The sequence below is a fragment of the Vibrio japonicus genome (genome assembly GCF_024582835.1).
GTDB lineage: Bacteria > Pseudomonadota > Gammaproteobacteria > Enterobacterales > Vibrionaceae > Vibrio > Vibrio japonicus.
In genome coordinates, this window is the sequence record NZ_CP102096.1 from 1,632,499 (window position 1) to 1,655,844 (window position 23,346).

General features: G+C 45.5%; 23 protein-coding genes, 1 riboswitch and 1 other annotated feature. Of the genes, 9 read left to right on the plus strand and 14 right to left on the minus strand.

What is annotated here, in order from left to right; translation table 11 throughout:
* Positions 1-7: 7 nt before the first annotated feature.
* The 5 genes from NP165_RS07750 to NP165_RS07770 are packed head-to-tail and all read left to right on the plus strand — an operon-like array spanning position 8 to position 5,228.
* Positions 8-1,621 (plus strand): ABC transporter substrate-binding protein, encoded by a 1,614-nt coding sequence (locus NP165_RS07750; protein WP_257083401.1) that lies wholly within the window; start codon positions 8-10, stop codon positions 1,619-1,621.
* Positions 1,621-2,583, plus strand: a complete 963-nt coding sequence (locus NP165_RS07755) for an ABC transporter permease (protein WP_257083402.1) — start codon at positions 1,621-1,623, stop codon at positions 2,581-2,583. The genes NP165_RS07750 and NP165_RS07755 overlap by 1 nt, the downstream gene beginning before the upstream one ends.
* Entirely contained in the window at positions 2,570-3,457 is an 888-nt protein-coding gene (gene sapC / locus NP165_RS07760; RefSeq protein WP_257083403.1) for a putrescine export ABC transporter permease SapC, read from the plus strand. Before NP165_RS07755 ends, sapC begins: the two co-directional genes overlap by 14 nt.
* Positions 3,457-4,455 carry a peptide ABC transporter ATP-binding protein gene (locus NP165_RS07765; protein ID WP_257083404.1) on the plus strand — a complete coding sequence of 333 codons (999 nt, stop codon included), beginning with the start codon at positions 3,457-3,459 and terminating at the stop codon, positions 4,453-4,455. The genes sapC and NP165_RS07765 overlap by 1 nt, the downstream gene beginning before the upstream one ends.
* Positions 4,452-5,228: a peptide ABC transporter ATP-binding protein gene (locus tag NP165_RS07770; RefSeq protein WP_257083405.1), complete on the plus strand. Its 777-nt coding sequence runs from the start codon at positions 4,452-4,454 to the stop codon at positions 5,226-5,228. Before NP165_RS07765 ends, NP165_RS07770 begins: the two co-directional genes overlap by 4 nt.
* A 58-nt stretch (positions 5,229-5,286) precedes the next feature.
* Here the strand turns inward: NP165_RS07770 and NP165_RS07775 are convergent, their stop codons facing one another.
* Together NP165_RS07775 and NP165_RS07780 are read right to left on the minus strand one after the other, a co-directional pair.
* Positions 5,287-5,673, minus strand: coding sequence for a DUF2750 domain-containing protein (locus tag NP165_RS07775; protein ID WP_257083406.1), 387 nt, complete (start codon positions 5,671-5,673; stop codon positions 5,287-5,289).
* Between the two features lie 70 nt (positions 5,674-5,743).
* The gene (locus tag NP165_RS07780; RefSeq protein WP_257083407.1) at positions 5,744-6,649 is read right to left on the minus strand and encodes a manganese-dependent inorganic pyrophosphatase; all 906 of its coding nucleotides are present in this window, start codon (positions 6,647-6,649) and stop codon (positions 5,744-5,746) included.
* A 184-nt stretch (positions 6,650-6,833) separates the two neighbouring features.
* On the opposite strand from NP165_RS07780, the gene NP165_RS07785 reads away from it, so the two are divergent.
* Positions 6,834-8,042, plus strand: a complete 1,209-nt coding sequence (locus NP165_RS07785) for a putative manganese transporter (RefSeq protein WP_257083408.1) — start codon at positions 6,834-6,836, stop codon at positions 8,040-8,042.
* 53 nt (positions 8,043-8,095) lie between these two features.
* On the opposite strand, the gene NP165_RS07790 is transcribed toward NP165_RS07785, so the two are convergent.
* The 10 genes from NP165_RS07790 to tet(35) form a co-directional block, all read right to left on the minus strand.
* Complete coding sequence (locus NP165_RS07790; RefSeq protein WP_257083409.1) at positions 8,096-8,839, minus strand: YebC/PmpR family DNA-binding transcriptional regulator; 744 nt, start codon at positions 8,837-8,839, stop codon at positions 8,096-8,098.
* Positions 8,840-8,923: 84 nt separating this feature from the next.
* A complete protein-coding gene (hisIE, locus tag NP165_RS07795) occupies positions 8,924-9,559 on the minus strand; it encodes a bifunctional phosphoribosyl-AMP cyclohydrolase/phosphoribosyl-ATP diphosphatase HisIE (RefSeq protein ID WP_257083410.1) in 636 nt (211 codons plus the stop codon).
* Positions 9,556-10,329 carry an imidazole glycerol phosphate synthase subunit HisF gene (gene hisF, locus NP165_RS07800; protein ID WP_257083411.1) on the minus strand — a complete coding sequence of 258 codons (774 nt, stop codon included), beginning with the start codon at positions 10,327-10,329 and terminating at the stop codon, positions 9,556-9,558. Before hisF ends, hisIE begins: the two co-directional genes overlap by 4 nt.
* Positions 10,311-11,048: a 1-(5-phosphoribosyl)-5-[(5-phosphoribosylamino)methylideneamino]imidazole-4-carboxamide isomerase gene (gene hisA / locus NP165_RS07805; protein WP_257083412.1), complete on the minus strand. Its 738-nt coding sequence runs from the start codon at positions 11,046-11,048 to the stop codon at positions 10,311-10,313. The genes hisF and hisA overlap by 19 nt, the downstream gene beginning before the upstream one ends.
* A gap of 12 nt (positions 11,049-11,060) precedes the next feature.
* Positions 11,061-11,675, minus strand: a complete 615-nt coding sequence (gene hisH, locus NP165_RS07810; RefSeq protein WP_257083413.1) for an imidazole glycerol phosphate synthase subunit HisH — start codon at positions 11,673-11,675, stop codon at positions 11,061-11,063.
* A gap of 13 nt (positions 11,676-11,688) precedes the next feature.
* Entirely contained in the window at positions 11,689-12,762 is a 1,074-nt protein-coding gene (gene hisB / locus NP165_RS07815; protein WP_257083414.1) for a bifunctional histidinol-phosphatase/imidazoleglycerol-phosphate dehydratase HisB, read from the minus strand.
* Between the two features lie 73 nt (positions 12,763-12,835).
* Positions 12,836-13,876, minus strand: a complete 1,041-nt coding sequence (hisC, locus tag NP165_RS07820; protein ID WP_257083415.1) for a histidinol-phosphate transaminase — start codon at positions 13,874-13,876, stop codon at positions 12,836-12,838.
* Between the two features lie 11 nt (positions 13,877-13,887).
* Positions 13,888-15,183 carry a histidinol dehydrogenase gene (hisD, locus tag NP165_RS07825; protein WP_257083416.1) on the minus strand — a complete coding sequence of 432 codons (1,296 nt, stop codon included), beginning with the start codon at positions 15,181-15,183 and terminating at the stop codon, positions 13,888-13,890.
* 6 nt (positions 15,184-15,189) lie between these two features.
* Positions 15,190-16,086: an ATP phosphoribosyltransferase gene (gene hisG, locus NP165_RS07830; RefSeq protein WP_257083417.1), complete on the minus strand. Its 897-nt coding sequence runs from the start codon at positions 16,084-16,086 to the stop codon at positions 15,190-15,192.
* A gap of 51 nt (positions 16,087-16,137) precedes the next feature.
* Positions 16,138-16,274 (minus strand) — a sequence feature (His leader region).
* 327 nt (positions 16,275-16,601) lie between these two features.
* Positions 16,602-18,203, minus strand: a complete 1,602-nt coding sequence (gene tet(35) / locus NP165_RS07835) for a tetracycline efflux Na+/H+ antiporter family transporter Tet(35) (protein ID WP_257083418.1) — start codon at positions 18,201-18,203, stop codon at positions 16,602-16,604.
* 115 nt (positions 18,204-18,318) lie between these two features.
* Positions 18,319-18,501, minus strand: a riboswitch (Lysine riboswitch).
* Between the two features lie 529 nt (positions 18,502-19,030).
* Here tet(35) and NP165_RS07840 point away from each other — a divergent pair.
* Complete coding sequence (locus tag NP165_RS07840; protein WP_257083419.1) at positions 19,031-19,444, plus strand: H-NS histone family protein; 414 nt, start codon at positions 19,031-19,033, stop codon at positions 19,442-19,444.
* 107 nt (positions 19,445-19,551) lie between these two features.
* On the opposite strand, the gene NP165_RS07845 is transcribed toward NP165_RS07840, so the two are convergent.
* Both NP165_RS07845 and NP165_RS07850 read right to left on the minus strand, forming a co-directional pair.
* The gene (locus tag NP165_RS07845) at positions 19,552-20,856 is read right to left on the minus strand and encodes an inosine/guanosine kinase (protein ID WP_257083420.1); all 1,305 of its coding nucleotides are present in this window, start codon (positions 20,854-20,856) and stop codon (positions 19,552-19,554) included.
* A 141-nt stretch (positions 20,857-20,997) separates the two neighbouring features.
* Positions 20,998-21,267: a hypothetical protein gene (locus NP165_RS07850; RefSeq protein ID WP_257083421.1), complete on the minus strand. Its 270-nt coding sequence runs from the start codon at positions 21,265-21,267 to the stop codon at positions 20,998-21,000.
* Positions 21,268-21,461: 194 nt separating this feature from the next.
* On the opposite strand from NP165_RS07850, the gene mnmA reads away from it, so the two are divergent.
* Together mnmA and hflD are read left to right on the plus strand one after the other, a co-directional pair.
* Positions 21,462-22,583, plus strand: coding sequence for a tRNA 2-thiouridine(34) synthase MnmA (mnmA, locus tag NP165_RS07855; RefSeq protein ID WP_257083422.1), 1,122 nt, complete (start codon positions 21,462-21,464; stop codon positions 22,581-22,583).
* 28 nt (positions 22,584-22,611) lie between these two features.
* Positions 22,612-23,229, plus strand: coding sequence for a high frequency lysogenization protein HflD (gene hflD / locus NP165_RS07860; RefSeq protein ID WP_257083423.1), 618 nt, complete (start codon positions 22,612-22,614; stop codon positions 23,227-23,229).
* The last annotated feature ends 117 nt before the right edge of the window (positions 23,230-23,346 follow it).

Genomic DNA, 23,346 nt, shown 5'->3' on the forward strand with positions numbered 1-23,346 from the left:
TCTAGCTATGAAAGCGTTCATTCAACTTACTTTAAGTTTATTTGGCATCGGCCTGCTGACAGGTTGTGGCGAAGACATTGATCACAATAAAGTCCGTCAAAGTGGATTTGTGTATTGCGGTCAAGGGGGCCCTGAAACCTTCAACCCTCAACTCACAGATAGCGGCATCACACATGAAACGCTAAGCCCTCAGATCTTTGATGCTCTGTTAACCATCGATCCTGAGAGCTACGAACCCATAGCAAACTTAGCCGCGAGCTGGGAAGTTAACGATTCCGGCACCGAATATATCTTTACCCTGCGTGAAGACGTCGCGTTTCAAACTACGCCTTGGTTTACGCCCACTCGTACACTTAACGCCGATGACGTTGTGTTTAGCTTCAGGCGAATTTTAGAGTCATTACACCCTTTTCACTACGTCGGTGGAGGCATTTATCCTTGGTTTAATGCGAATGGTTTTCAGGGTTTAGTGATTGATGTTGTCGCACTGTCTAATAACCAAGTGAAGTTTATCCTGAGTAGACCAGATAACTCGTTTTTATCCAGCATCGCGACGAGCCACGCCGTTATTCATTCAAAAGAATACGCAAGCCAATTAGAACTAGCCGATGACAAATCCAAGCTGGACTCTCATCCTGTGGGAACCGGGCCGTTCTACATGGAAGAGTATCACTTTAATGACGTGATAAGACTCAAAAGACATCCAAACTACTGGAAAGGTGCTGCCAATATGGAGCAAGTCGTTTTTGATATATCGAATCGCGGAACGGGTACTTTGGCTAAGCTGCTCAGAAAAGAGTGTGACGTATTGCATGCTCCTTTATCAAGCCAATTACCTGTCATTGAAAGCCGAAGTGACGTATCACTGACATCCATACCAGCTATGAATATCTCGTTTGTAGCGGTGAATACCTCTCATCCGGCGCTCAACGACTTGCGTGTTCGTAAAGCACTGAATTACGCGATTAATCGCCAGAATATTCTGGATTCGGTGTACTACGGAACAGGCACGCAAGCCTACTCTGTACTACCACCATCATCCTGGGCGTATCAAAAAGATAGCACCCAAATTCGTTATGACCGCAACTACGCGCTCGCCTTATTAAAAGAGGCTGGATACAGTCAGGGGTTAGAGTTGACTATGTCTGTATCACTTGAACCACGCCCATATAATCCAAGCCCTAGAAAAACCGCAGAGCTGATTCAAGCAAACTTGGCCGATGTGGGTATCACATTAAAATTACTCACCGATGATAGATATGATCGCACCGAAGATGATGCTCGCGTCGACCTTTATCTTACTGGATGGATAGCGAGCACGGGCGACCCGGACAGCTTTCTAAGGCCCCTACTATCTTGTGACTCAAAACGCGCTGGCTTAAATGTCTCAAGTTGGTGTCATCCTGATTTTGACTTTCTGCTGGATCTCGCTTTAGAAGTGGATAAAAAACGTTACCGCCTAAACCTTTATCGCCAAGCCCAGAATATTTTAAACGAGCAGTTTCCTATTATTCCATTAAACCACGGTATGCAAATACAAGCTCATCACCACTCTTTAATTGGATTCAAAGTGAGCCCATTTAACGCTCAACCTTTTGATAAAGTAGAGAGGATCAATTAATGTTTCTCTATACTGTTCGACGCCTCAATCTATTTATCATTACCATGCTTATCCTGACCGTTGTTGGGTTTAGCATTCTTCGACTTGAACCTAATTCGCCATGGGCACTGCAAGATTTTTGGTCTGGCTGGATGACTTACTTAGGCGAGTTAATGCAGCTTAATTTGGGCGTCAATAAACACCATGTCCCAGTGATTGAAGAGTTGGCTATCGTATTCCCTGCGACACTAGAGCTGTGTTTTATCGCGTTTTTGCTGTCGCTGATTATCGGTATTCCTTTAGGCACTATCGCGGGAATGAAACAAGGTAAATGGACAGACACCATCATTTCGTTCACCTCTATGGCTGGCTATTCTGCACCAATATTTTGGGTCGCTCTTTTGATGATCATGGTGTTTTCACTCCATTTCGAATTCTTTCCTGTCGCTGGTCGCTACGACATGTTGTATGAGATAGAGCACGTCACCGGCTTTGCACTGATAGACGCGTTTTTCGCTAAAGGCCCTTACCGCGCCCATGCTCTTCAAAGTGTGCTCGAACACCTCATCTTACCTTGCTTGGTTTTGGCACTTGCACCTACGACTCAGGTCATCAGTTCAATGCGTACTTCGGTCGCAGAAGTAATGGGGCAAAACTACATTCGCGCTGCGAGGATCAAAGGTCTTAACACCCGAGAAATTGTTACCCAGCACGTCCTTAGAAACGCGATTCCACCTATCATTCCCAAAATAGGTGTCCAACTTTCAAGCATGCTCACGTTAGCCATCATTACTGAGTCCATTTTCAACTGGCCTGGCATTGGTCGCTGGCTTTTAGATGCCCTCTCCGAGCAAGATTTTGTCGCGATTCAAGCTGGCGTTATCGTTGTTGCGACGTTAGTACTCACTGCCAATATCCTCTCTGATTTAATTGGTGCGATGATTAACCCACTAGTAAGGAAGGAATGGTATGCTAACCGATAGCGTTTATCAGGAAGAACACATTCCTACTCAGTTCGAGCGTTTTTGGCGCAGTTTCAAATCAAATAATCTTGCGATGTTTGGCTTGTGGTGCCTAGCATTAATTATTGTGCTGACTCTACTTTCACCTTGGATCGTACCCCATGATCCTCAGGAGCAGACTGGCATCCTGTTGCTTCCTCCTTCTTGGAACCCAGAAGGGACGGTAGAGTACTTTCTTGGAACAGACGATCTTGGCCGAGATATTCTTTCCCGCTTACTTTCTGGCTCTCAGCTCACATTCGGCGCTGCTGTCATCATAACCGCTATAGCAAGCTTTATAGGTTGCATTATTGGCGTGTTAGCGGGGATGACTCGTGGACTTATCTCTAGCACACTGAACCACTTGCTAGATACTGTCATGTCTATCCCATCACTGCTACTGGCGATCATTTTCGTCGCAGTTCTCGGCTTCGGGGAGTTCAATGTTTTACTCGCGATCTGTCTTGCTCTGATCCCACGCTTTATACGTTCGGTTTATCTCGCAGTACATAACGAAGTGGAAAAAGATTACATAATGGCAGCAAGATTGGACGGGGCGAACGATTTCTACCTACTGTGGAACTCGATTTTACCTAATATTTTGGTTGTAATCGCAGCAGAGGTTACAGCGGCGCTTTCTATTGCCATACTTGATATAACCGCTCTGGGATTTCTGGGTTTAGGTGCACAGGCGCCGAGCACGGAATGGGGAGCGATATTAGGCGATTCCGTGGAATTGATTTACCTTGCGCCATGGACAGTTACCCTGCCTGGTCTTGCCATCATGTTTACTGTAATCGTTATTAACTTAGTTGGCGAAGGGGTTCGCAGAGCTCTTAATGCGGGGATCGAATAATGCCGTTATTAGATATTCGACATCTGACGATAGAGATAGAAACACCGCAAGGCATGATGAAAGCGGTGGATCGTATGAGCCTGACTCTCAATGAAGGAGAGATCCGTGGTCTTGTGGGTGAATCTGGCTCGGGAAAAAGCTTAGTCGCAAAGGCGATTGTAGGTGTATGTAAAGACAACTGGAAAGTGACCGCCGATCGTATGCGACTCGGTAACATCGATTTATTGCAGTTGACACCCAAAGAGCGACGTCGTGTGATAGCACGCGATATTGCCATGATCTTCCAAGAGCCTTCTACCTGCTTAGACCCGTCAGAGGTTGTAGGGAATCAGCTTATCGAAGCCATTCCATCTCGCTCTTTTGAGGGTAAATGGTGGGAACGATTTAAATGGCGTAGAAAGCAGGCCATAGGGTTACTGCACAAAGTGGGGATCAAAAATCACCACCAGATTATGAATAGCTATCCTTATGAGCTAACCGATGGTGAGTGTCAAAAAGTCATGATTGCAATGGCAATTGCGGCAAACCCTAAATTGCTTATCGCTGATGAGCCAACCAACGATCTTGACCCTATTACTCAGTCGCAGATCCTACGCTTACTTAGCCGTATGAATCAGCTGAATAATACGTCTATCATATTGATTGGTCACGACTTAACCACCATCACTCAGTGGGCAAACCGCATCACTGTGATGTACTGCGGTCAGTCAGTCGAATCGGCTGATACGTCAAAGATTTTAGAAAAGCCTAAACACCCCTATACCGTGGCTCTGCTAAAGGCAATGCCAGATTTTAATGATTGGATTCCACACAAAGAAAAACTTCAATCGCTACCAGGATCGATTCCCCCACTTCAGCACTTACCAATTGGTTGCAGACTGGGGCCACGCTGCCCTTATGCTCAGCGCCAATGCGTCGAAATGCCTATGACAAGAAGAATTAAGAACCATAAGTTTGCCTGCCACTTCCCACTTAACCTGGAGAAGAAAAAACCATGAGTGCACTGTTAGAGGTCAATGACCTATCAAAAGAGTTTGTCACTCGTCAGGGGTTGTTCCGCAAACAATCTCATCTAGCAGTCAAACCGGTCAGCTTTACGCTTGAAGTTGGGCAAACAATCGGTTTTATCGGTCAAAATGGCTCTGGTAAGTCGACGTTAGCGCGCATGTTAGCGGGCGTAGTAGAACCATCCCATGGTGAAATCCGTGTTAACGGCGAACTTTTGGTTCATAAAGATTATTCGACACGGTGCAAACTTATCCGAATGATTTTCCAAGATCCGAATACGTCGTTAAATCCACGCATCCAGATAGGGAATATTTTGGAAGGTCCTTTAAAGCGGAACACCAGCATGTCTTCCGAAGCCCGTCTTAAACGGGTCAAAGAAACATTGCTCCGTGTTGGCTTACTTCCTGAACACGCATACTTCTACCCACAAATGCTGGCTACAGGCCAAAAACAACGTGTCTGTTTAGCACGGGCGTTGATTCTTCAACCCTCCATCATCATTGCTGATGAGGCGTTGAATGGTCTGGATATGGCGATGCGATCGCAGATCATTAACCTGTTCTTGGAACTGCAAGAGGAAATGGGTGTTTCTTTTGTCTATGTATCTCAGCACTTAGGGATCATTAAGCACATCACAGATAAGCTGATGGTGATGCATGAAGGGGAAGTCGTTGAAAGTGGCGATACGCAGCAAGTGCTCGCCAATCCTAAACACATCATCACTCAGCGTTTAGTAGAAAGTCACTTTAGCAAACCTCGCTAAAGATAATGAATACTCTCGTTCAAGTTAAACGAGAGTATTAAAGATGATGAGTTAGGCGCTATTTGTTGGCGCGTTTTTTAAGCTCGAATTCGAACTCGTCTGGGTACAATACCACCCCTTCTTCGTTGCCGTTAGGAAAGACCACGACCGATAGTTCGTCTTCTTGAAGACCGTATGTCCAACGACTGAACCATTTGGCAGTAGAAATGGATTCTGCTTTGCAGTGTTCCCACTCACCCGTTGCCCACTCGTTTGCAAACTCTTCGTTTGGCCACACTGGCACGCAATCTTCATCTTCGGTGTTAAGCATAACGCAGCCGTGTTCGTCAGTCAGAATCCAAACTTTTCGCTGTTTAGCTATCTCTTTAACACAGTAATTAAAACGCTCTTCATCGCGCATCTTATTCACTGTTTCTATTTGCTCTTTAGTCAGTGCATCAGACATGAATGTCTCCTTAAACAAAACGCCCACGGCAAAACCATGGGCGTTTAGAATAACGTTAACGTTATTACGTTTAAACTAGTTCAGCTTGCAGCCACGGCCAGCCTTGCTTCTTACGGCTTAGGGTGTTTTCCATCATTAGCATGCCATCTTGCTCATGCTTAACAAGCTTCTCTGCCCACTCACCTTTGTATAGTAGACGAGTTTGTGCTGTCGTGATGTCTGTTAGCATTACTGCAGCGAACGCTAGACCTTCATCACTACAACGACGCTCAAGATCCGCTTCTAGGCCGTCAATCATGCCGTCAACTTGCTCTAAAGTTGCCAGTTCAACCTGACCTACTACTACGTCACGACCGTTGAATGGGTAACCTTTCAGGTCTTTTTCTACAAGTTCAGCGGCAGAAAGACCTTCGATGTTGGTTTTAGCGATAAGTAGATCTTTGATGAATGTATCTACATCAACAACACCAGCGATTTTCGCTAGCTCTTCTACTGCATCTTTGTCTTTTTGCGTACAAGTTGGAGACGCAAAACCCACTGTGTCAGACAAGATAGCCGACATCATTAGTTTAGCGATTTGAGGAGTGATCTCGTGACCTTCAATCTTGAACATGTTGAATAGCACTGTGTTTGTACAACCTACAGGCCAGATCCATGCTTCCATTGGGTTTACAGTCATCACGTCGCCCAGACGGTGGTGGTCAACGATACCTAGGATTTGAGCTTCAGCCACGTCATCTGGTGCCTGTGCTAGATCTGAGTAGTCAACAAGCCAAATTTTCTCACCCGCGACAGATGTACGAAGTTCAGGAACTTCTGCGCCAGCAACTTCAAGGATATGTTGAGTTTCGCGGTTGATTTCACCTTGGCGAATCGGCATTGCTTGCTCGCCACGCGCTTTTAGTAGCTCAGTTGCAACTAGAGCGCTACAGATACTATCACTATCAGGGTTCTTGTGACCTACAACTAGAATCATCTTTTTTCCTATTCGACTATAACAGGCCCAGCTTGGGCATTTACTCACAAAGCTCGATACTTTACCTGAATTTTGAGATTTGTCATGGGTTAGAAAGAAGAAAAGCCATTCTTTCAAGTTTTTATTGCAAATAATTCTCATTAACATATATTGATAATAATTCGCATTTGTATTTGAGATTTAAATGAACGATATAAGACTCTCTCAGTATTCTCCGCAGTGGCTTTCGTTGTCTCAATTTAGCCCTGCATATAAGAGGCTTCTCTTGCCAATCTCATTGGCTGCACTTATTGCAAATGAAACAACCCGTGACGTGACAGTCAATACGCTGGCTGATGCCTTTTGGGCTGTTTCAGCTTATGTCGCTTTCACATTAGCTATCTACCACTACGTTTCTCTGTTGATGAATAGGGAGAGTAAGATTGTTAACCTATACCAAAGCTCACGTGGCTATCAGGTCATATTTGCTTCCATCCTAGGTGCGCTACCTGGCTGTGGCGGTGCAATCATTGTGACGACGCAATTTGTTAGCGGACGGGTTGGCTTTGGTGCAATTGTCGCCGTGCTCACCTCCACAATGGGCGATGCTGCTTTCTTACTTTTGGCAAGCCAGCCTGATACTGGATTAGCGGTTGTTGCGTTAGGAGTCATTGTCGGTTGTTTGTCTGGATGGGCGGTAAACGCAATACATAACGATGACTTTCTTCGCCCTAGAACTCAGGCTTTCGTTAATACGTTCAGTTGTGCAGCCAAAGCGCCAGCCTCAAACATCGAGAAAAAAGCCATTAACCTTCAAGGTGCATTCTGGAAGTGGCTGATCGTCCCAGCTACCCTAGTCGCATTCTTAGGGTCATTTCAAGTCGATGTGAATGCACTGCTTTCGTTACCAAAGATGACTATCGAATGGTTAGGAGCAATACTCATTATTGCAAGCATGCTGCTGTGGTCACTGACAAAAGAGATTAAAGACTATGAATCTACTGTCGCTGAGGATAAAAAATCGGTCACATCTCACCCACTTCAAAAAGCGGCACAAGATACGAATTTTGTCACCGCGTGGGTGATAATAGCATTCATGGCGTTTGAGCTTACTACCTACTTCGGAGAGATCGATCTCGCGTTCATGTTGTCTGGCTTGGGAATCTGGATGCCGCTTATGGGACTGGCAATCGGCTTATTGCCGGGTTGTGGTCCGCAAATTTTGGTAACCAGTCTTTACATTGCAGGGGCAGCGCCGTTATCTGCTCAATTAGCGAACGCAATATCAAACGATGGTGATGCGCTGTTCCCAGCCATTGCATTAGCCCCAAAAGCGGCTCTTGTCGCCACCTTTTATTCGGCTATTCCGGCACTCTTCGTTGGTTATGGTTACTATTTTTTGTTTGAAATCTAGCTCACTGCCAAATACATTTGCTAGTAAAACGCCCTCAGCTGAGGGCGTTGTTTTTATAAACTTTCGGCAACTTCATCGGATATATCACCGTTGTGATACACCTCTTGTACATCGTCGAGATCTTCTAAAGCATCGATAAGACGCAATAGCTTTGGTGCGGTATCTGCGTCTAACTCCGCTTTCGTTGATGGCACCAGAGAAACTTCCGCGTTATCGGCTTTAAACCCAGCAGCATCCAGCGCATCTTTAACCACGCCAAAATCGCTCGGCGCAGTAAACACGTCAATTGAGCCATCGTCTGCGGTTTCAATGTCATCCGCACCGCTTTCTAGCGCCACTTCCATAACATCGTCTTCATCTAAGCCCGGCGCGTAGGAGATGACCCCTTTCTTATCAAACAGATAATTCACGCTACCATCGGTGCCTAAGTTACCACCCGCTTTTGAAAACGCGTGGCGAACGCCTGATACGGTTCGGTTGCGGTTGTCGGTCAAACACTCAACCATCACGGCAGTTCCGCCTGGTCCGTAACCTTCATAGATGACCGTTTCCATCCCTTCATCACCTTCGCCACCAGCACCACGTGCTACAGCTCGGTTAACGGTATCTCGCGTCATGTTGTTGGAAAGGGCTTTATCTATCGCAGCACGTAAACGCGGGTTGTTTTCCGGCTCACCGCCGCCCTCTTTCGCCGCAACCACGATCTCACGGATCAACTTAGTGAAAATTTTGCCACGCTTTGCATCTTGAGCCGCTTTGCGATGACGAATATTAGCCCATTTACTATGACCAGCCATTTGAGTCTCCCTTTAAAACAACAAAGCCGTAAGGGGTGCTTACGGCTTTAAATTTCGGATTATTCTATCACAATTCGAGGCGAGTTACTTATGACGCTCTTTGAGTTTGTTAATCACGTCGTTCATCGATAAACCCTGGTCTTGTAGCAGAACCAGCAAGTGATAAATCAAATCGGCAGATTCACACACTAACTCCGCCTTATCGCCCGACGTCGCCGCAAGCGCGACTTCAACGCCTTCTTCGCCCACCTTTTGCGAAATACGCTTGGTGCCACGAGCATAAAGGCTAGCGGTGTAAGACGAATCTGGGTCGGCACTCTTGCGGGCAGCCAATAGCTGCTCAAGTTGATGAAGCCACACCATCTGCGACTCTTCTTGCGGATCGCCGTCCCAGCAAGTGGTGGTGCCAGTGTGGCAAGTTGGGCCAATCGGGTCGACTTTCACAAGCAGCGTATCGTTATCACAATCTAAAGCGATGTTCTTCAGTTGCAATACGTTGCCCGAGGTTTCACCCTTGGTCCACAAACGTTCTTTGGTGCGCGAGAAAAACGTCACTTGGCCCGTTTCACCAGTTTTCGCCAACGCTTCTTTGTTCATGTAGCCCATCATCAACACTTGGCTCGACTGAAAATCTTGCACAATCGCCGGAACCAATCCATCCACTTTGTCCCAATCGATACGCTGCGCGAGGGTATTCACTTCTGCGGTGGCAAAACTCATAGACGCACCTCTATACCTTGTTGTTTTAAATACTGTTTTAACTCACCAATATTGATGACTTGCTTGTGAAATACAGACGCCGCCAACGCGCCATCTACATTCGCTTTCTGGTAGGCTTCTGCGAAGTGCTCCATCGCACCCGCACCACCTGATGCAATCAACGGTACGTTACACACCTCACGCACCATATTCAGTTGTTCGATGTCGTAGCCGTTACGCACGCCGTCTTGGTTCATCATATTTAGAACAATTTCACCAGCGCCGCGTTTTTGAACTTCTTGCACCCAATCACGTGTTTCCCATTGGGTTGCTTTGGTGCGAGCTTCATCTCCCGTAAACTGGTAAACCTGATACTTACCCGTCTCTTTGTCATAGTACGAATCGATACCGACGACAATACACTGAACGCCGAAGCGGTCTGCGAGGTCTGTAATTAACTCTGGGTTCGCCAGTGCTGGTGAGTTGATTGAGACTTTATCTGCACCAAACTCTAAGATGCGCGCCGCGTCTTCTGCTGATTTGATACCGCCAGCAACACAGAAAGGAATATCAATCACTTCTGCCACACGTGAAACCCAGCTTTTATCAACCACACGGCCATCACTGGATGCGGTGATATCATAAAACACCAACTCATCGGCGCCTTCTTGCGCGTAACGCTGCGCCAGAGGAACGATATCACCGATGATTTCGTGGTTACGGAACTGAACGCCTTTTACAACTTGCCCGTCACGCACATCGAGACAAGGGATTATTCGCTTTGCCAACATGCAAATGCCTCCTCTGCGGTAAATTTGCCATCCAATAACGCACGGCCAACAATCACACCTGCCACACCACTGCCTTTTAGCGCTTCGATATCTGCTAACGAGCCGATGCCGCCTGAAGATTGGAACTGAACTTGTGGGTACTGTTTACATAGGTCGACGTAAAGCTCTACGTTTGAGCCTTCTAGCGTGCCGTCACGTGAAATGTCGGTACACAGCACGTGTTTAAGGCCGACTGTTAGGTAGTCGTCAATCAGCGCTTCAATCGTTACGCCTGAATCTTCTTGCCAACCGGAAATGGCAACTTTGCGAGTCCCGTCTTCATCGATATTGATATCGAGAGCGAGAACGATCTTCTCTGCGCCGTACTTTTCCATCCAACCTTTAACCAGTTCAGGTTGTTTAACCGCTGTCGAACCGACAACAACACGCTGTGCGCCCGCTTCAAGCAAATCGACAACATCTTGTTCGCTGCGCACACCGCCACCGATTTGGATATTCGCTGGCGTACTCGCTAACAATTTGGCGATAAGGTCGAGCTGACGCGCTGACGTGTCTTTTGCACCAGTCAAATCCACCAAGTGTAACCAGTTTGCGCCAGCTTGGTGATATAGGTTGAACTGCTCTGCCGGGTCGACTTTGTATTCTGTTACTTGGCCGTAATCACCTTGGTATAGGCGCACTACCTGACCTTCAATTAAATCTAATGCTGGAATAATCACGTCGTTATATCCTTATAATTCCAAGAAGTTTTGAATCAGTTTCGAGCCCGCTTTCGAAGAGCGTTCTGGGTGGAACTGCACGCCGTAGTAGTTGCCTGTTTGAATTGCCGCACTAAACGGGTTGCCATAATCACATTGTGCAATCGTGTAATCACCAACAGGCATCGCGAAGCTATGCACAAAATAGAAGTATTCGCCTTCTTCGATGTCTTTAAATAGCGGATGTCCTGGTTTTGCACTGACGGTATTCCAGCCCATGTGAGGTAAAGGAAGATCGCCCGTTTGCAGTAAACGAACTTCGCCGTCGCACAAGCCAAGGCATTCCACTATCTCATCAGCCTTTTGACCTTTCTCTTGTGACAGCTTACCCAGTAATTGCATTCCTAAACAGATACCCAATAGAGGCTTTTCAACTTTTTTGACCAACTCGATAAGGTCGCGCTCTTCTAGGTTCTTCATCGCTTCACTTGCTGTCCCCACCCCAGGTAGAAACAGTTTGTCTGCGCCGAGCACTACCGCTGGATCTTTAGAGATAGTCACGTCGTATCCCAAGCGCTCAATGGCAAACTTGACCGAAGAAACGTTGGCACAACCAGTATCGATAATAACGACTTTTTGTTCTGTCATGGTTTACCCTTCCTTACAGCACGCCTTTGCTACTTGGCAGCTCGTTACCTTCGACCTTGATCGCCTGACGAAGCGTGCGACCGAACGACTTGAATAAACTTTCAATGATGTGGTGATCGTTGTCGCCTGAAGAAGATAAGTGCAACGTACAAGCTAGAGTGTCAGTCAACGAACGGAAGAAATGCACAACCATTTCAGTTGAAAGATCGCCAACCTGATCGCGGCTGAACTCTGCATCAAACTTAAGGTATGGACGGCCTGATAGATCAAGCGCACACTGCGCTAAACATTCATCCATTGGCAAGCTAAAACCAAAGCGACCGATACCACGTTTATCGCCCAGCGCTTCTTTCAAAGCCTGACCTAGTGCCAGAGCCGTGTCTTCAACGGTGTGGTGATCATCAATGTGCAAGTCGCCTTCTACCTGACAAACCATTTGGAAGCCGCCGTGTGTCGCGATTTGATCCAGCATGTGGTCGAAAAAGCCCAAACCAGTTGAGATTTGGTTGCCGCCTTGCTCGTCCAAATTCACCTTCACTTTGATATCGGTTTCTTTGGTCGTACGCACCACTTCAGCAATACGCGCTTTCACCGTCAGATCTTTCAGGATCTGTTTCCAACCCATGGTTTCAGGGTTGTATTGAATACCGCGGATCGCCATGTTTTCCGCTAACTGAAGATCCGTCGCGCGGTCGCCAATCACAACCGAGTGTTTGAAATCAACCTTGCCGCCTTGAAGGTAGTCTTTGACCATGCCTAGCTTAGGCTTACGGCAAGAGCAGTTGTCTTCTTCGAAGTGTGGACAAATCAAAACGTCATCAAACTTCACGCCTTGAGATTCAAAGATCTCCATCATCATGTCGTGGGGTGCGTCGAAGTCTGCTTGTGGGTAGCTGTCAGTACCAAGACCGTCTTGGTTAGTGACCATCACCAATCGGTAACCCGCATCCTGTAACGCCAACAGGCTTGGGATAACAAATGGTTCTAGTTGCAGCTTATCTAAGCGGTCGACTTGAAAATCAGTCGGTGGCTCGACGATCAAAGTGCCGTCACGGTCGATAAACAGGATTTTTTGTTGTGTACTCACTCGAACTTCCTTATTTCTATTTTTGCTGAGCTCCCGCTTTTGCCAGAGCTCATAAACTTTCTATTACTTTAATTTACGCATAGTAGTTGCGAATAAACCCAAGCGTTTTTTCACACTCGTCTCGGCTACCGATGCTGATACGCACGCAATCATCAATTGGCGAGTTACGCAGAATGATTCCTGTATCCCAAGCGGCTTTAAACAGTGCATCGCCATCAGGAAATTTCACCAGCAAATAGTTGCCCCAACCGTCAAATACTTCCAATCCAGGGATCATAGATAAACCCACCTGCAAGTAAGCGCGGTTTGCGTTCAAATCCAACACTTGGAACTTCGCTCGCGCCAAGCCTGCTTCAGACAGCGCTTGAGTTGCAATCTCCGCGACGGGAATAGGCACTGGATAGGGTGCAATCACCTTAAGCAGGACGTTGATCAGCTCTTCATTTGCCAGAGTAAAGCCGCAACGTAACCCTGCCAGCGCAAACGCTTTTGATAGCGTGCGAAGAATGGCTAAGTTTGGATATTGCGCCAGTAAATCGACCGTCGACGCTTCCGGACAAAAGTCGATGTAGGCTTCATCCATCACCACAATCGCGCGGTCTTTGGTCATCTCAAGCAAAGAGACAATATCTTCGCGCTTAACGAGGTTACCGGTTGGGTTATTTGGGCTACACACAAACACTAGTTTGACGTTATCAAGGTTCTCTTCAATACCTTTTAGGTCGAGCTGCCAATCTGAGGTTAAAGGTACTGTCTTACGTTCAACGCCAATCGTTTCAGCGCTGATTGCGTACATGCCATAAGTTGGCGGGCAGTAGAGAATCGCGTCTTCACCCGGCTCACAAAACGCGCGAATTAATAGTTCGATACCTTCGTCTGCGCCGCGAGACGTCAGTGTTTGTTCAGGCTTCACCCCAGCGTAACTCGCGTACGCTTCGATCAGCTCTTTAGGCTGACATTCGCTGTAACGGTTAAGGCGAGCAAAGTCTGTTTTGTATTCGTTATTAAACGGAGATTCGTTGGCGTTGAGCCACACGTCGCCAGTACCGCCAATACGGCGTGCCGACAGGTAAGGCGTAAGTTTTTGTACTTGTTTTCTTGCTAGCTTTTCCATCTCAATCGCCCTTACGCTTTTGCTGCCAATTTTTCTACACGAATCGTCACTGCGCGTTTGTGTGCATCTAAGCCTTCTGCTTCCGCCATCGTAACCACAGTTGGAGCTAGGTTTTGCAAGCCTTGCTCAGACAATTGCTGCACGGTCATACGTTTAGAGAAATCCGCTAAGCCCAAACTTGAGTAAGTGCGTGTGTATCCGTAAGTCGGCAATACGTGGTTCGTGCCTGACGCGTAATCACCTGCTGATTCTGGCGACCAATCACCTAAGAAAATAGAACCCGCATTATCGAGCAGTGGAAGCAGCTCACGAGGGTTTTTCGTCTGAACAATTAAGTGCTCAGGACCATAATAATTAGAAATGGATACTGACTGAGTCATCGACTCGGAAATAATGATCAAGCTTGATGCTAAGGCTTTCTCGGCGATTTCCGCACGCGATAGCTCTTTCAATTGACGCTGAACTGCATCGGTCACCTGATCAGCAATCACTGGCGATGGCGTTACTAGTACCACTTGTGAATCAGGACCGTGTTCCGCTTGGCTTAACAAGTCAGCGGCAATAAAGTCTGGATCGGCTGTTTCATCAGCAATGACTAGCACTTCAGATGGTCCTGCAGGCATATCAATCGCTGCGCCACGAAAATCGTTGCTAACCTGGCGCTTCGCTTCTGTCACATAGGCGTTTCCTGGACCAAAGATCTTATCCACTTTGCTAACGCTTTCTGTGCCATACGCCATTGCCGCTATCGCTTGACCACCACCGACGTTGTAAACTTCGTCGATATCACACAGCTTAGCCACATAAAGAATCTCATCGGCAATTGGTGGCGGAGAACACAGCACCACTTTACGACAGCCAGCAATTTTCGCAGGTACGCCAAGCATCAATACCGTTGATGGAAGTGGCGCACTGCCACCCGGGATATACAAACCGACTTTTTGAATTGGACGAACGACTTGCTCGCACACGACACCCGGTTGGGTTTCTACTTTGATCGGTTGTGGCTTTTGCGCTTTGTGGAACTTTGAAATATTACTATAAGCCTGTTCCAATGCTTGTTTCATTTCCGGTGAAAGGCGCTTCGAAGCCGCATCGATCTCTTGGCTAGAAACACGAATTGAGTCTGGTCTAACTCGGTCAAACTTCTCTGTCAGTTCCAACAACGCTGCATCACCGTCGTTACGAACTTTTGCAATAACCTCTGTGACCGTCGCCGTGATATTCGCGCCTTCTGCAATTGCTGGACGCTCCAAAATCGAATCTTGCTGAGATTCACTCAATGATTGCCAAACTACTGTTCTCATCTCGTTTTACTCCATCATCTTCTCAATCGGTAGAACCAGAATCGAACTCGCGCCCAGCTCTTTTAATCCTTCCATTGTTTCCCAGAATAAGTTTTCGGTACTCACTAGGTGAACAGCAACTTTCTGTTTATCTGCTGAGAGAGGTAGAACAGTTGGATCTTCCGCGCCAGGAAGTAAGTCTTTCACTTGCTCCAATTTCTCCACTGGAGCGTGTAGCATGATGTATTTGGATTCTTTAGCCTGCTGTACGCCTTGCATACGCGTAAGCAGTTTTTCAATCAGTGCTTGTTTGTCAGCGTCAAATTGGCCAACACGTTGAATCAGCGTCGCTTTGGATTGGAAAATAACTTCCGCTTCTTTTAGGCCATTTGCTTCTAAAGTTGCGCCTGTCGAGACAAGGTCAGCAATTGCATCTGCCAATCCAGCACGTGGGGCAACTTCAACTGAGCCAGTTAACATACACGTTGAAAACGGTACGCCTTGCTCATCCATGTACGCTTTTAGAAGGTGTGGGTAGGTCGTGGCAATTCGTTTATTCGCCAAGTCTTGTGGACCGTTGTACTCTTCATCTTTGTCGATCGCGATAGACAGTCGGCAACCACCGAAGTCCATGCGACGAAGTGTAGTAAATTCAGATGGCTCACCAAGTGCTTCGCGGTCAAGGCGAACTTCTTCTAGCTCGTTTTCACCAATAAAGCCCAAATCCACAACACCATCCATAATCAAGCCTGGAATGTCGTCATCGCGAACGAGAAGCAGATCAATTGGCATATTTTCTGAGTGAACAACCAGCCTTTCACCCATTACATTGAACTTAACCCCACACTTTTTCAGTAGCGCTTGGCTCTCTTTGCTGAGGCGACCTTTCTTTTGAATTGCGATTCTTAGGCGTTGTGTTTGCATTGCGTTATCCCTGCGTAACTATTTGATATTTATAAATTTAAAACCATTAAAACTGAAAAACCCTCGGAAGATGTTGGTCTCCCGAGGGTTTTAAATCTGAATTTGTCGATTTTAACCTCCGGGAGTTTCCTGCCTCCCGGGTATGCGCACATCTCCCGAAAGACTAGATTGGGTGATGGTGATGATGAATGTTCATTACAAAATTGCGCATAACTATTTAAACTCTAGATGTATCTAACTGTTAACATCCACACTAACTAAGGTTCGTCTTTTTTTCAACATCTATTTTTATTTTTTCTGACATTTTTTCTAACTCATTGATTATTAATAGACAATTCGTATCTACCTCAACTCGTGCCGATGTTAAGATGCTTTCTACGCAACAGGCCCTTCCGTAATAGGTCCCTCCGCAGCAGCTCCCTCAAACTTCGTTTCATACCACTTTAAGCCAGATATAAAAAAGCTCCACCAATTGGCGGAGCTTTTGAATAAGTTAAAAGGTATTCAGTTTTATATTAAGCGTTCTGGCACGATGCTATTTTGGACTTTGACATCCAAGATAGAACAACACACACCACGATAAATGCCACTGTTGCCGCGCTAAACGACAATGCAATTGAAGCCGTCATACCAAGCGAAACAAAGCCAATACAAGACACCAACGCAACCGAAAGTGCATAAGGCAACTGAGTTGCTACATGGTCGATGTGGTTACAGCGCGCACCTGTCGAAGACAAAATCGTTGTATCTGAAATTGGAGAACAATGGTCGCCAAAAACAGAGCCAGCAAGAACAGCACTTAGCATAGGCAACATTAGAGCGATATCAGTCGCTGCCGCCATATCACCCGCAATAGGTAGCATGATGCCGAATGTACCCCATGAAGTACCTGTAGAAAATGCCATCAAACCAGACAACAGGAACAAGATAACTGGCAACCAATGTGGAGCGATATTGCCTTGCGCCATAGTAGAAAGGTATGCACCTGTCTTCATTTCGCCTATAACAGAGCCAATAGACCAGGCAAAGACTAAGATAAGGATCGCACCAAACATAGACTTAGCACCAATCCAAAGAGTGCGCGCAATCTCAACAAATGGAAGCCCTTGTTTAAGCACTGTTACCAACGCGACAAACAAGCCAACTAAACCACCGTAAATGAGTGACGCACCCACATCCGTATTTTCGAAAGCACCAAGTAATGCGAACTCTTTACCGTCTGCTACTAGCGCTTGTGCACCCGTGTAAAGCATCGACGCGACCGTAGCAATAATCAGAGTAACGATGGGTAACACCAAGTCCAATACTTTGCCTTTATCGCTTTCACGAATATCAAGCTCTTCGTTTAACTCATGCGCTTCTGGTGCATCGTTTTCTTGATCTTTATCGAAACCACGTCCTTGGGATGCCGCGATTTCATGTTCACGCATTTTGCCGATATCTAGGCCAAACCACGCGACCGCAAATACCATTAGCAGAGCAAAGACCGCATAATAGTTCATAGGAATTAAACGAACATAAGCACCGAGTGCTGAGTATTCCGTAATGCCATGAGACACCAAAATACCGCCGATGATAGTGATAATGTACGCGCCCCAACTAGAAGCTGGCATAAGCACACACATAGGAGCCGCAGTCGAGTCCAAAACGTACGCCAACTTTGCACGAGACACGTAAAAACGGTCAGTCACAGGGCGAGATATCGCACCAACGGCCAAGCTATTAAAGTAATCGTCGACAAAAATGAATACGCCTAAAAAAGCGGCTAAAAGTTTAGAACCACGTTTACTTTTTACACGAGACTGCGCCCATTCTGCGAAAGCGCGCGTACCACCAGACAATGTCAGTAAAGCTGTCATCATGCCGAGTAGTAATAAGAAGCCAACAATGCTCATATTCCAAGTATTGATGCCACCGTCTTCAACAAACACACTTGAAACGGTTGAACCAATATAACTTAGCGTATTCCCAACTGAGTAATCATTCAGCAGGATAGAGCCTAAAATAATACCGACGCCCAAAGAAATAAGAACGCGACGAGTAATGATCGCCAGACTTAGTGCCACGAGTGGAGGCAAAAGTGACAAAGGAGATGATGCAAAATCAATTAAATTCATGATCTTCAAAAACCAGTTATAAATGGTTAGAGATCTACTGCAGACTTATTGCCGTAAATTGAATTTCTAGCAATAGTATTGAACTTAGCGATGGGGAAGCGAACACGTCACCCAGCCCTACAGTAGCGCTCCATAGTTTTACAAATTATAGACTATGGCAGTGTTACCCCTATTCGAGAATAACCCCAGCGAGCGCTTTTGATATGGACACTCACTTCGGCGAGATAACCTTCCATACTTGCTCATTGGTATCACCCCAACAAGTATTACTCATTTATCCCGCGCCTCTACCGCGATTGATGAATTTTAAACCAAGTTAAAGTGATTTTAACAATGATTTAACCAACATATCGCATTAGGTGACGCTCATTGTACTTATCCAATTGGCCATTTCAATATTTCATTCTAATTTAATGTTAAAAACACTGAGCATTTTGCTAGCGTAAGTTTCCACACCCTTTGCATAGTCATCCAATCACTTATTGCCGATACGGCCAATTTCATACACTTAAAATTCGTTTGGGCTAAAACATATATATCATTAACGATATTCAACAGTATGCCCGAGATTGAATATCAAGAAATGTAATATTTATCAAAGATGAACAATCCTAATTATGAAACACACCGCTTAATAGCAATACAGAAATTAGGGGGATTGCATATATTTATATGTTGTTCGGTTTAATGATTAAATAAGCCATTTGAAGCATGACAAATTATATAAAGAAGAATTTATCTAAATTTACAGAGAAGAGATTGTAATATATAAATTTCGGGATTATTATCTAATGAATTAGCTTATCCTTATTTAGTGAGTACAAAACATGTCAGAACTAACAAAAACACTATTAAACATTCGTAGCTTGCGCGCATTTTCTCGCGAGCTAACTCTGGAGCAATTAGAAGAAGCTCTAGAAAAATTAACGACTGTTGTTGTGGAACGCCAAGAAGCGGAAGAAGAAGAGCGTGCGGCTCGTGCAGAACAAGAAGCTAAACTTGCTGCGATTGCAGATCAAATAACAAAAGACGGCATTGACGTTGATGCACTAATTAGCGCTCTTGCTGGTGATACTAAAACTAAGTCAAAATCTAAAGCTAAGCGTGCTCCTCGCCCAGCAAAATACAAATATGTAGATGCAAATGGCGACGAAAAGACTTGGACAGGTCAAGGCCGTACTCCATCTTCAATCCAAGAGCAACTAGATGCGGGTAAATCTCTAGATGATTTCCTAATCTAAAATAAATGCAAATTAATATTAAAGCACTTAAATCGGCGCTTTAATATTAAGACAAAAGCATTAGAACAAAAAGCCCGCATACGCGGGCTTTTTCATACCTTTTATTCTTAACGTTCCCAGTACGCTTCTTCCAAACTATCTTCGCGTTCTGGTAAGCCACGAGACAAACGTGGAGAGTGCTGGACTAATACTTCATAGCTCGCTCGATTCGAATATTTACATACTTGCGAGAATGAAGAGTAAGTTAAGAATGCATGAGCATGTTTGCTTGAGTTAGGCACGTTTTCTTTATGGTATTTATTCGCTGCCATATCATGCAACAGCGCCGATAATGCGGCATCTCCCGCACCATTAGTATTCTTAATTTTTTCCGGGCCACCCATATATGGAGAGATATGAGAATACACTTTGATTGGATTCTCACAGCCGTTTTTAGATGCCGGGCGGCTAAATTCATAACGGTTAAATTCAGCAATACTACCTGGTAGCAGTGGTAAAGAAGTGACTCGTTTTGCGGTGTCTTCTGTATATCCGGCCATAAATAGACCAACTGGGCCCGCTGTACATAATACAAGATCAACCCACTCTAACGCTTTATCAGAAGCAGCCAGTGGATCCGTTTCCCCTGTTAATGCTTCAGCTTCATCTTCATTCATCGCAACCACAGAAACATGATCACGTAAAAAAGCTTGCCAATATTCTGGATCATCCTTAATCACAAACTTAGTACCCAGTGTTAATACCACTGGCACATCGTATTTCTTTGCATATTCAATCGCTCTCATTGTCGCTTCCGGCATTGGATCGCCTTCTTTACAACGCACTAAATAAGCGGTTAAAACTAATGCTGACGCGCTTTCAAATATCTTCTCTGGAATACTTTCTGGTTGAAGTTGGTTCATTTGTCCTTCACTAATTGCGAAAGTACGCTCACCATCTTCAGTAATCAGTGCAAAACAACGGCCAATGGCACCTTTGACACCCTGCAGATAATTCAAATCCATACGACTTGAGGTGTTGCACAAATAACGGTATCCGTAACTACCGATCTTAATATCTTGGCTCATTACACCTAAGAGCGTTGAACGGTCATCAGCAAGTACCGAATAATTGTGTAACGTATTGCCAATCGTTCCACCAGCATATTCATTGGTAATTAGGTTATTTTGCTTTAATTCAGTGTAAAGCGCTTCGGCCGTCTCATCGTCGATAACGAGTGAGTGCCCCTTACTCAGCTTATATTTCTCGATTAACTCCGAACCAACTTTCGCTTCAATATCCACCAATGTTTGGTCAATACCAATAATATGAGTGCGAGACATTTTTTTGCTTTCTTGTGATTGGCTGACGAGCGGATCACGCGCATGCACTGGAAAGTAGTGTTTCGATTTACGTTGGCCAGGAAATTTCATAACAAGGATTCTGAGTAAGGGATGAAAGGATGCCGGATTCTACATCGCACTTTTCAGTGCGGCAATATCCGGAATTATAGCAAACGTTTGCCATCAGCAAGAAAATGACAGGCTGATGGCATACTAAGAAATAAGAGGGATTTATTCCCCTTCCATAAAGCTTAAATCAGGCAATCTGTCTAAGTTTTCAGAGTAACGCTTCAGGTTAAATTCACCTTCGTTTTTCATTACATCAAAGATCTCAATGGCTACCGCGCACGCCATCATAGCAACGGCATCTTCTCGGCTTGTCCCTGTCATCATCAGACGCATCAACGTTTCTTTCACCTTGATAGGCGATCCATCTTCAAGCTGGTTTTCCACCACCTCAATAAGTTGCGCTTCTTCAAAGATCTGGTTTTCTTCACTCATTTTTTACTTCCGCATTAACTTGAATTTCGTCAACTATGCCACATATGGACAACCGATAGTGATAAAAGCTGATTATCATCGAACAAACGGGCAAAAGTTCAGCAGTTTCGAAGTGTGAGTTCGATCTCGGATCTGTCCCCTCGCCGGGCTTTCTGTTAGAATTTGCCTCCAGTTAATTTAAGTGGTGTTGAGTAATGTCTGAGAACTGTACTGACAACAGTAAAAAGAAAGTAATCGTCGGCATGTCGGGCGGTGTTGATTCATCGGTTTCTGCGTATCTTCTAAAGCAACAGGGCTACCAAGTCGAAGGCCTGTTTATGAAGAACTGGGAAGAGGATGACAACGAAGAATACTGTACAGCAGCAGAAGATCTAGCTGATGCTCAGGCAGTATGTGACAAGCTTGGCATCCACCTACATACTATTAACTTTGCTGCAGAATATTGGGACAACGTATTTGAGTACTTCCTTGCTGAATACAAAGCTGGCCGTACCCCAAACCCAGACATTCTTTGCAACAAAGAAATTAAATTTAAAGCATTCTTAGAGTTTGCAGATGAAGTGCTAGACGCAGACTACATCGCAATGGGTCACTACGTACGTCGTACTTTCCCAGAGAATGGTGAAAAGCCACAAATGCTACGTGGCCTAGACGGTAACAAAGACCAAAGTTACTTCTTATATACACTTAGCAGTGAGCAAATCGCACGCAGCCTATTCCCTGTGGGTGAACTAGAAAAACCTGAAGTTCGTCGCATAGCAGAAGAACAAGATCTAATTACGGCTAAGAAGAAAGATTCGACTGGTATTTGTTTTATCGGTGAGCGCAAATTTACTGACTTCTTGTCTCGCTATCTTCCTGCTCAACCAGGTAAAATTGAAACACCTGAAGGTAAAGTCATTGGTGAACATCAAGGTTTGATGTACCACACGCTAGGCCAGCGCAAAGGTCTGCACATTGGCGGTACCAAAGGTGGCGGCGGTAATGAAGACCCGTGGTACGTTGCGGACAAAGATCTTAAACGCAATGTGTTGATCGCTGTTCAAGGCGCTGACCACCCACTGCTAAAATCACAAGGTTTGATCGCTTCGCAACTCCATTGGGTAGACCGCACAGTAATTAAAGAACCTGTGCAGTGCACCGTAAAAACACGTTACCGTCAAACCGATATTCCATGTACTATCATCCCAATCGATGATGAGAACATTAAAGTGATTTTTGATGAGCCTCAGGTAGCGGTAACACCGGGACAATCGGCCGTATTTTATAGTGGTGATGTTTGCCTAGGTGGCGGCATTATCGAACAACGCATTTAACTTCATCGTCTATTAGGAGTATTACTACGTGGCTAACACACTCTACGACCGCACTATCGCATTTGCAGGAATTTGCCAGGCTGTTGCATTGGTTCAACAGGTAGCGAAAAACGGTCACTGTGATAATGACGCGTTCGAAACTTCCCTAAAAGCGATTTTGAATACTAACCCGAGTAATACGGTCAGCGTTTACGGTCGAGAATCTGACCTAAAACTTGGCCTTGAGTGTCTGGTAAAAGGTATTGATAGTACGCCAACTGGCAGTGAAGTGACTCGCTACATTATTAGCCTGATGGCATTAGAGCGTAAACTGAGTTCGCGCAATGATGCTATGTCTCAACTTGGTGACCGCATTCAAATGCTAGAACGTCAACTTCAGCATTTCGATCTGCTTGATGAACAGATGATCAGCAACCTAGCCAGTGTTTACCTTGATGTTATCAGCCCTATTGGCCCGCGCATTCAAGTCACAGGCACTCCGTCCGTTCTACAGCAAACCAGCAATCAGCACAAAGTACGTGCCCTACTCCTTTCAGGCATCCGTAGCGCAGTGTTGTGGCGTCAAGTGGGCGGTAAACGTCGTCACTTGATTTTTGGACGTAAAAAAATGGTTGAACAGGCGCAAATCCTGCTCGCCCGAATGTAGACATTCATCCAGTAGCTCGCGCCTTGTCGCGAGCTCATTTTTTTGATTCAAATAACTTTCGCGCAAACGTTTGCGCAATATTCGTGACAATTGCCACTGTTATTGGTATAAAGCTCA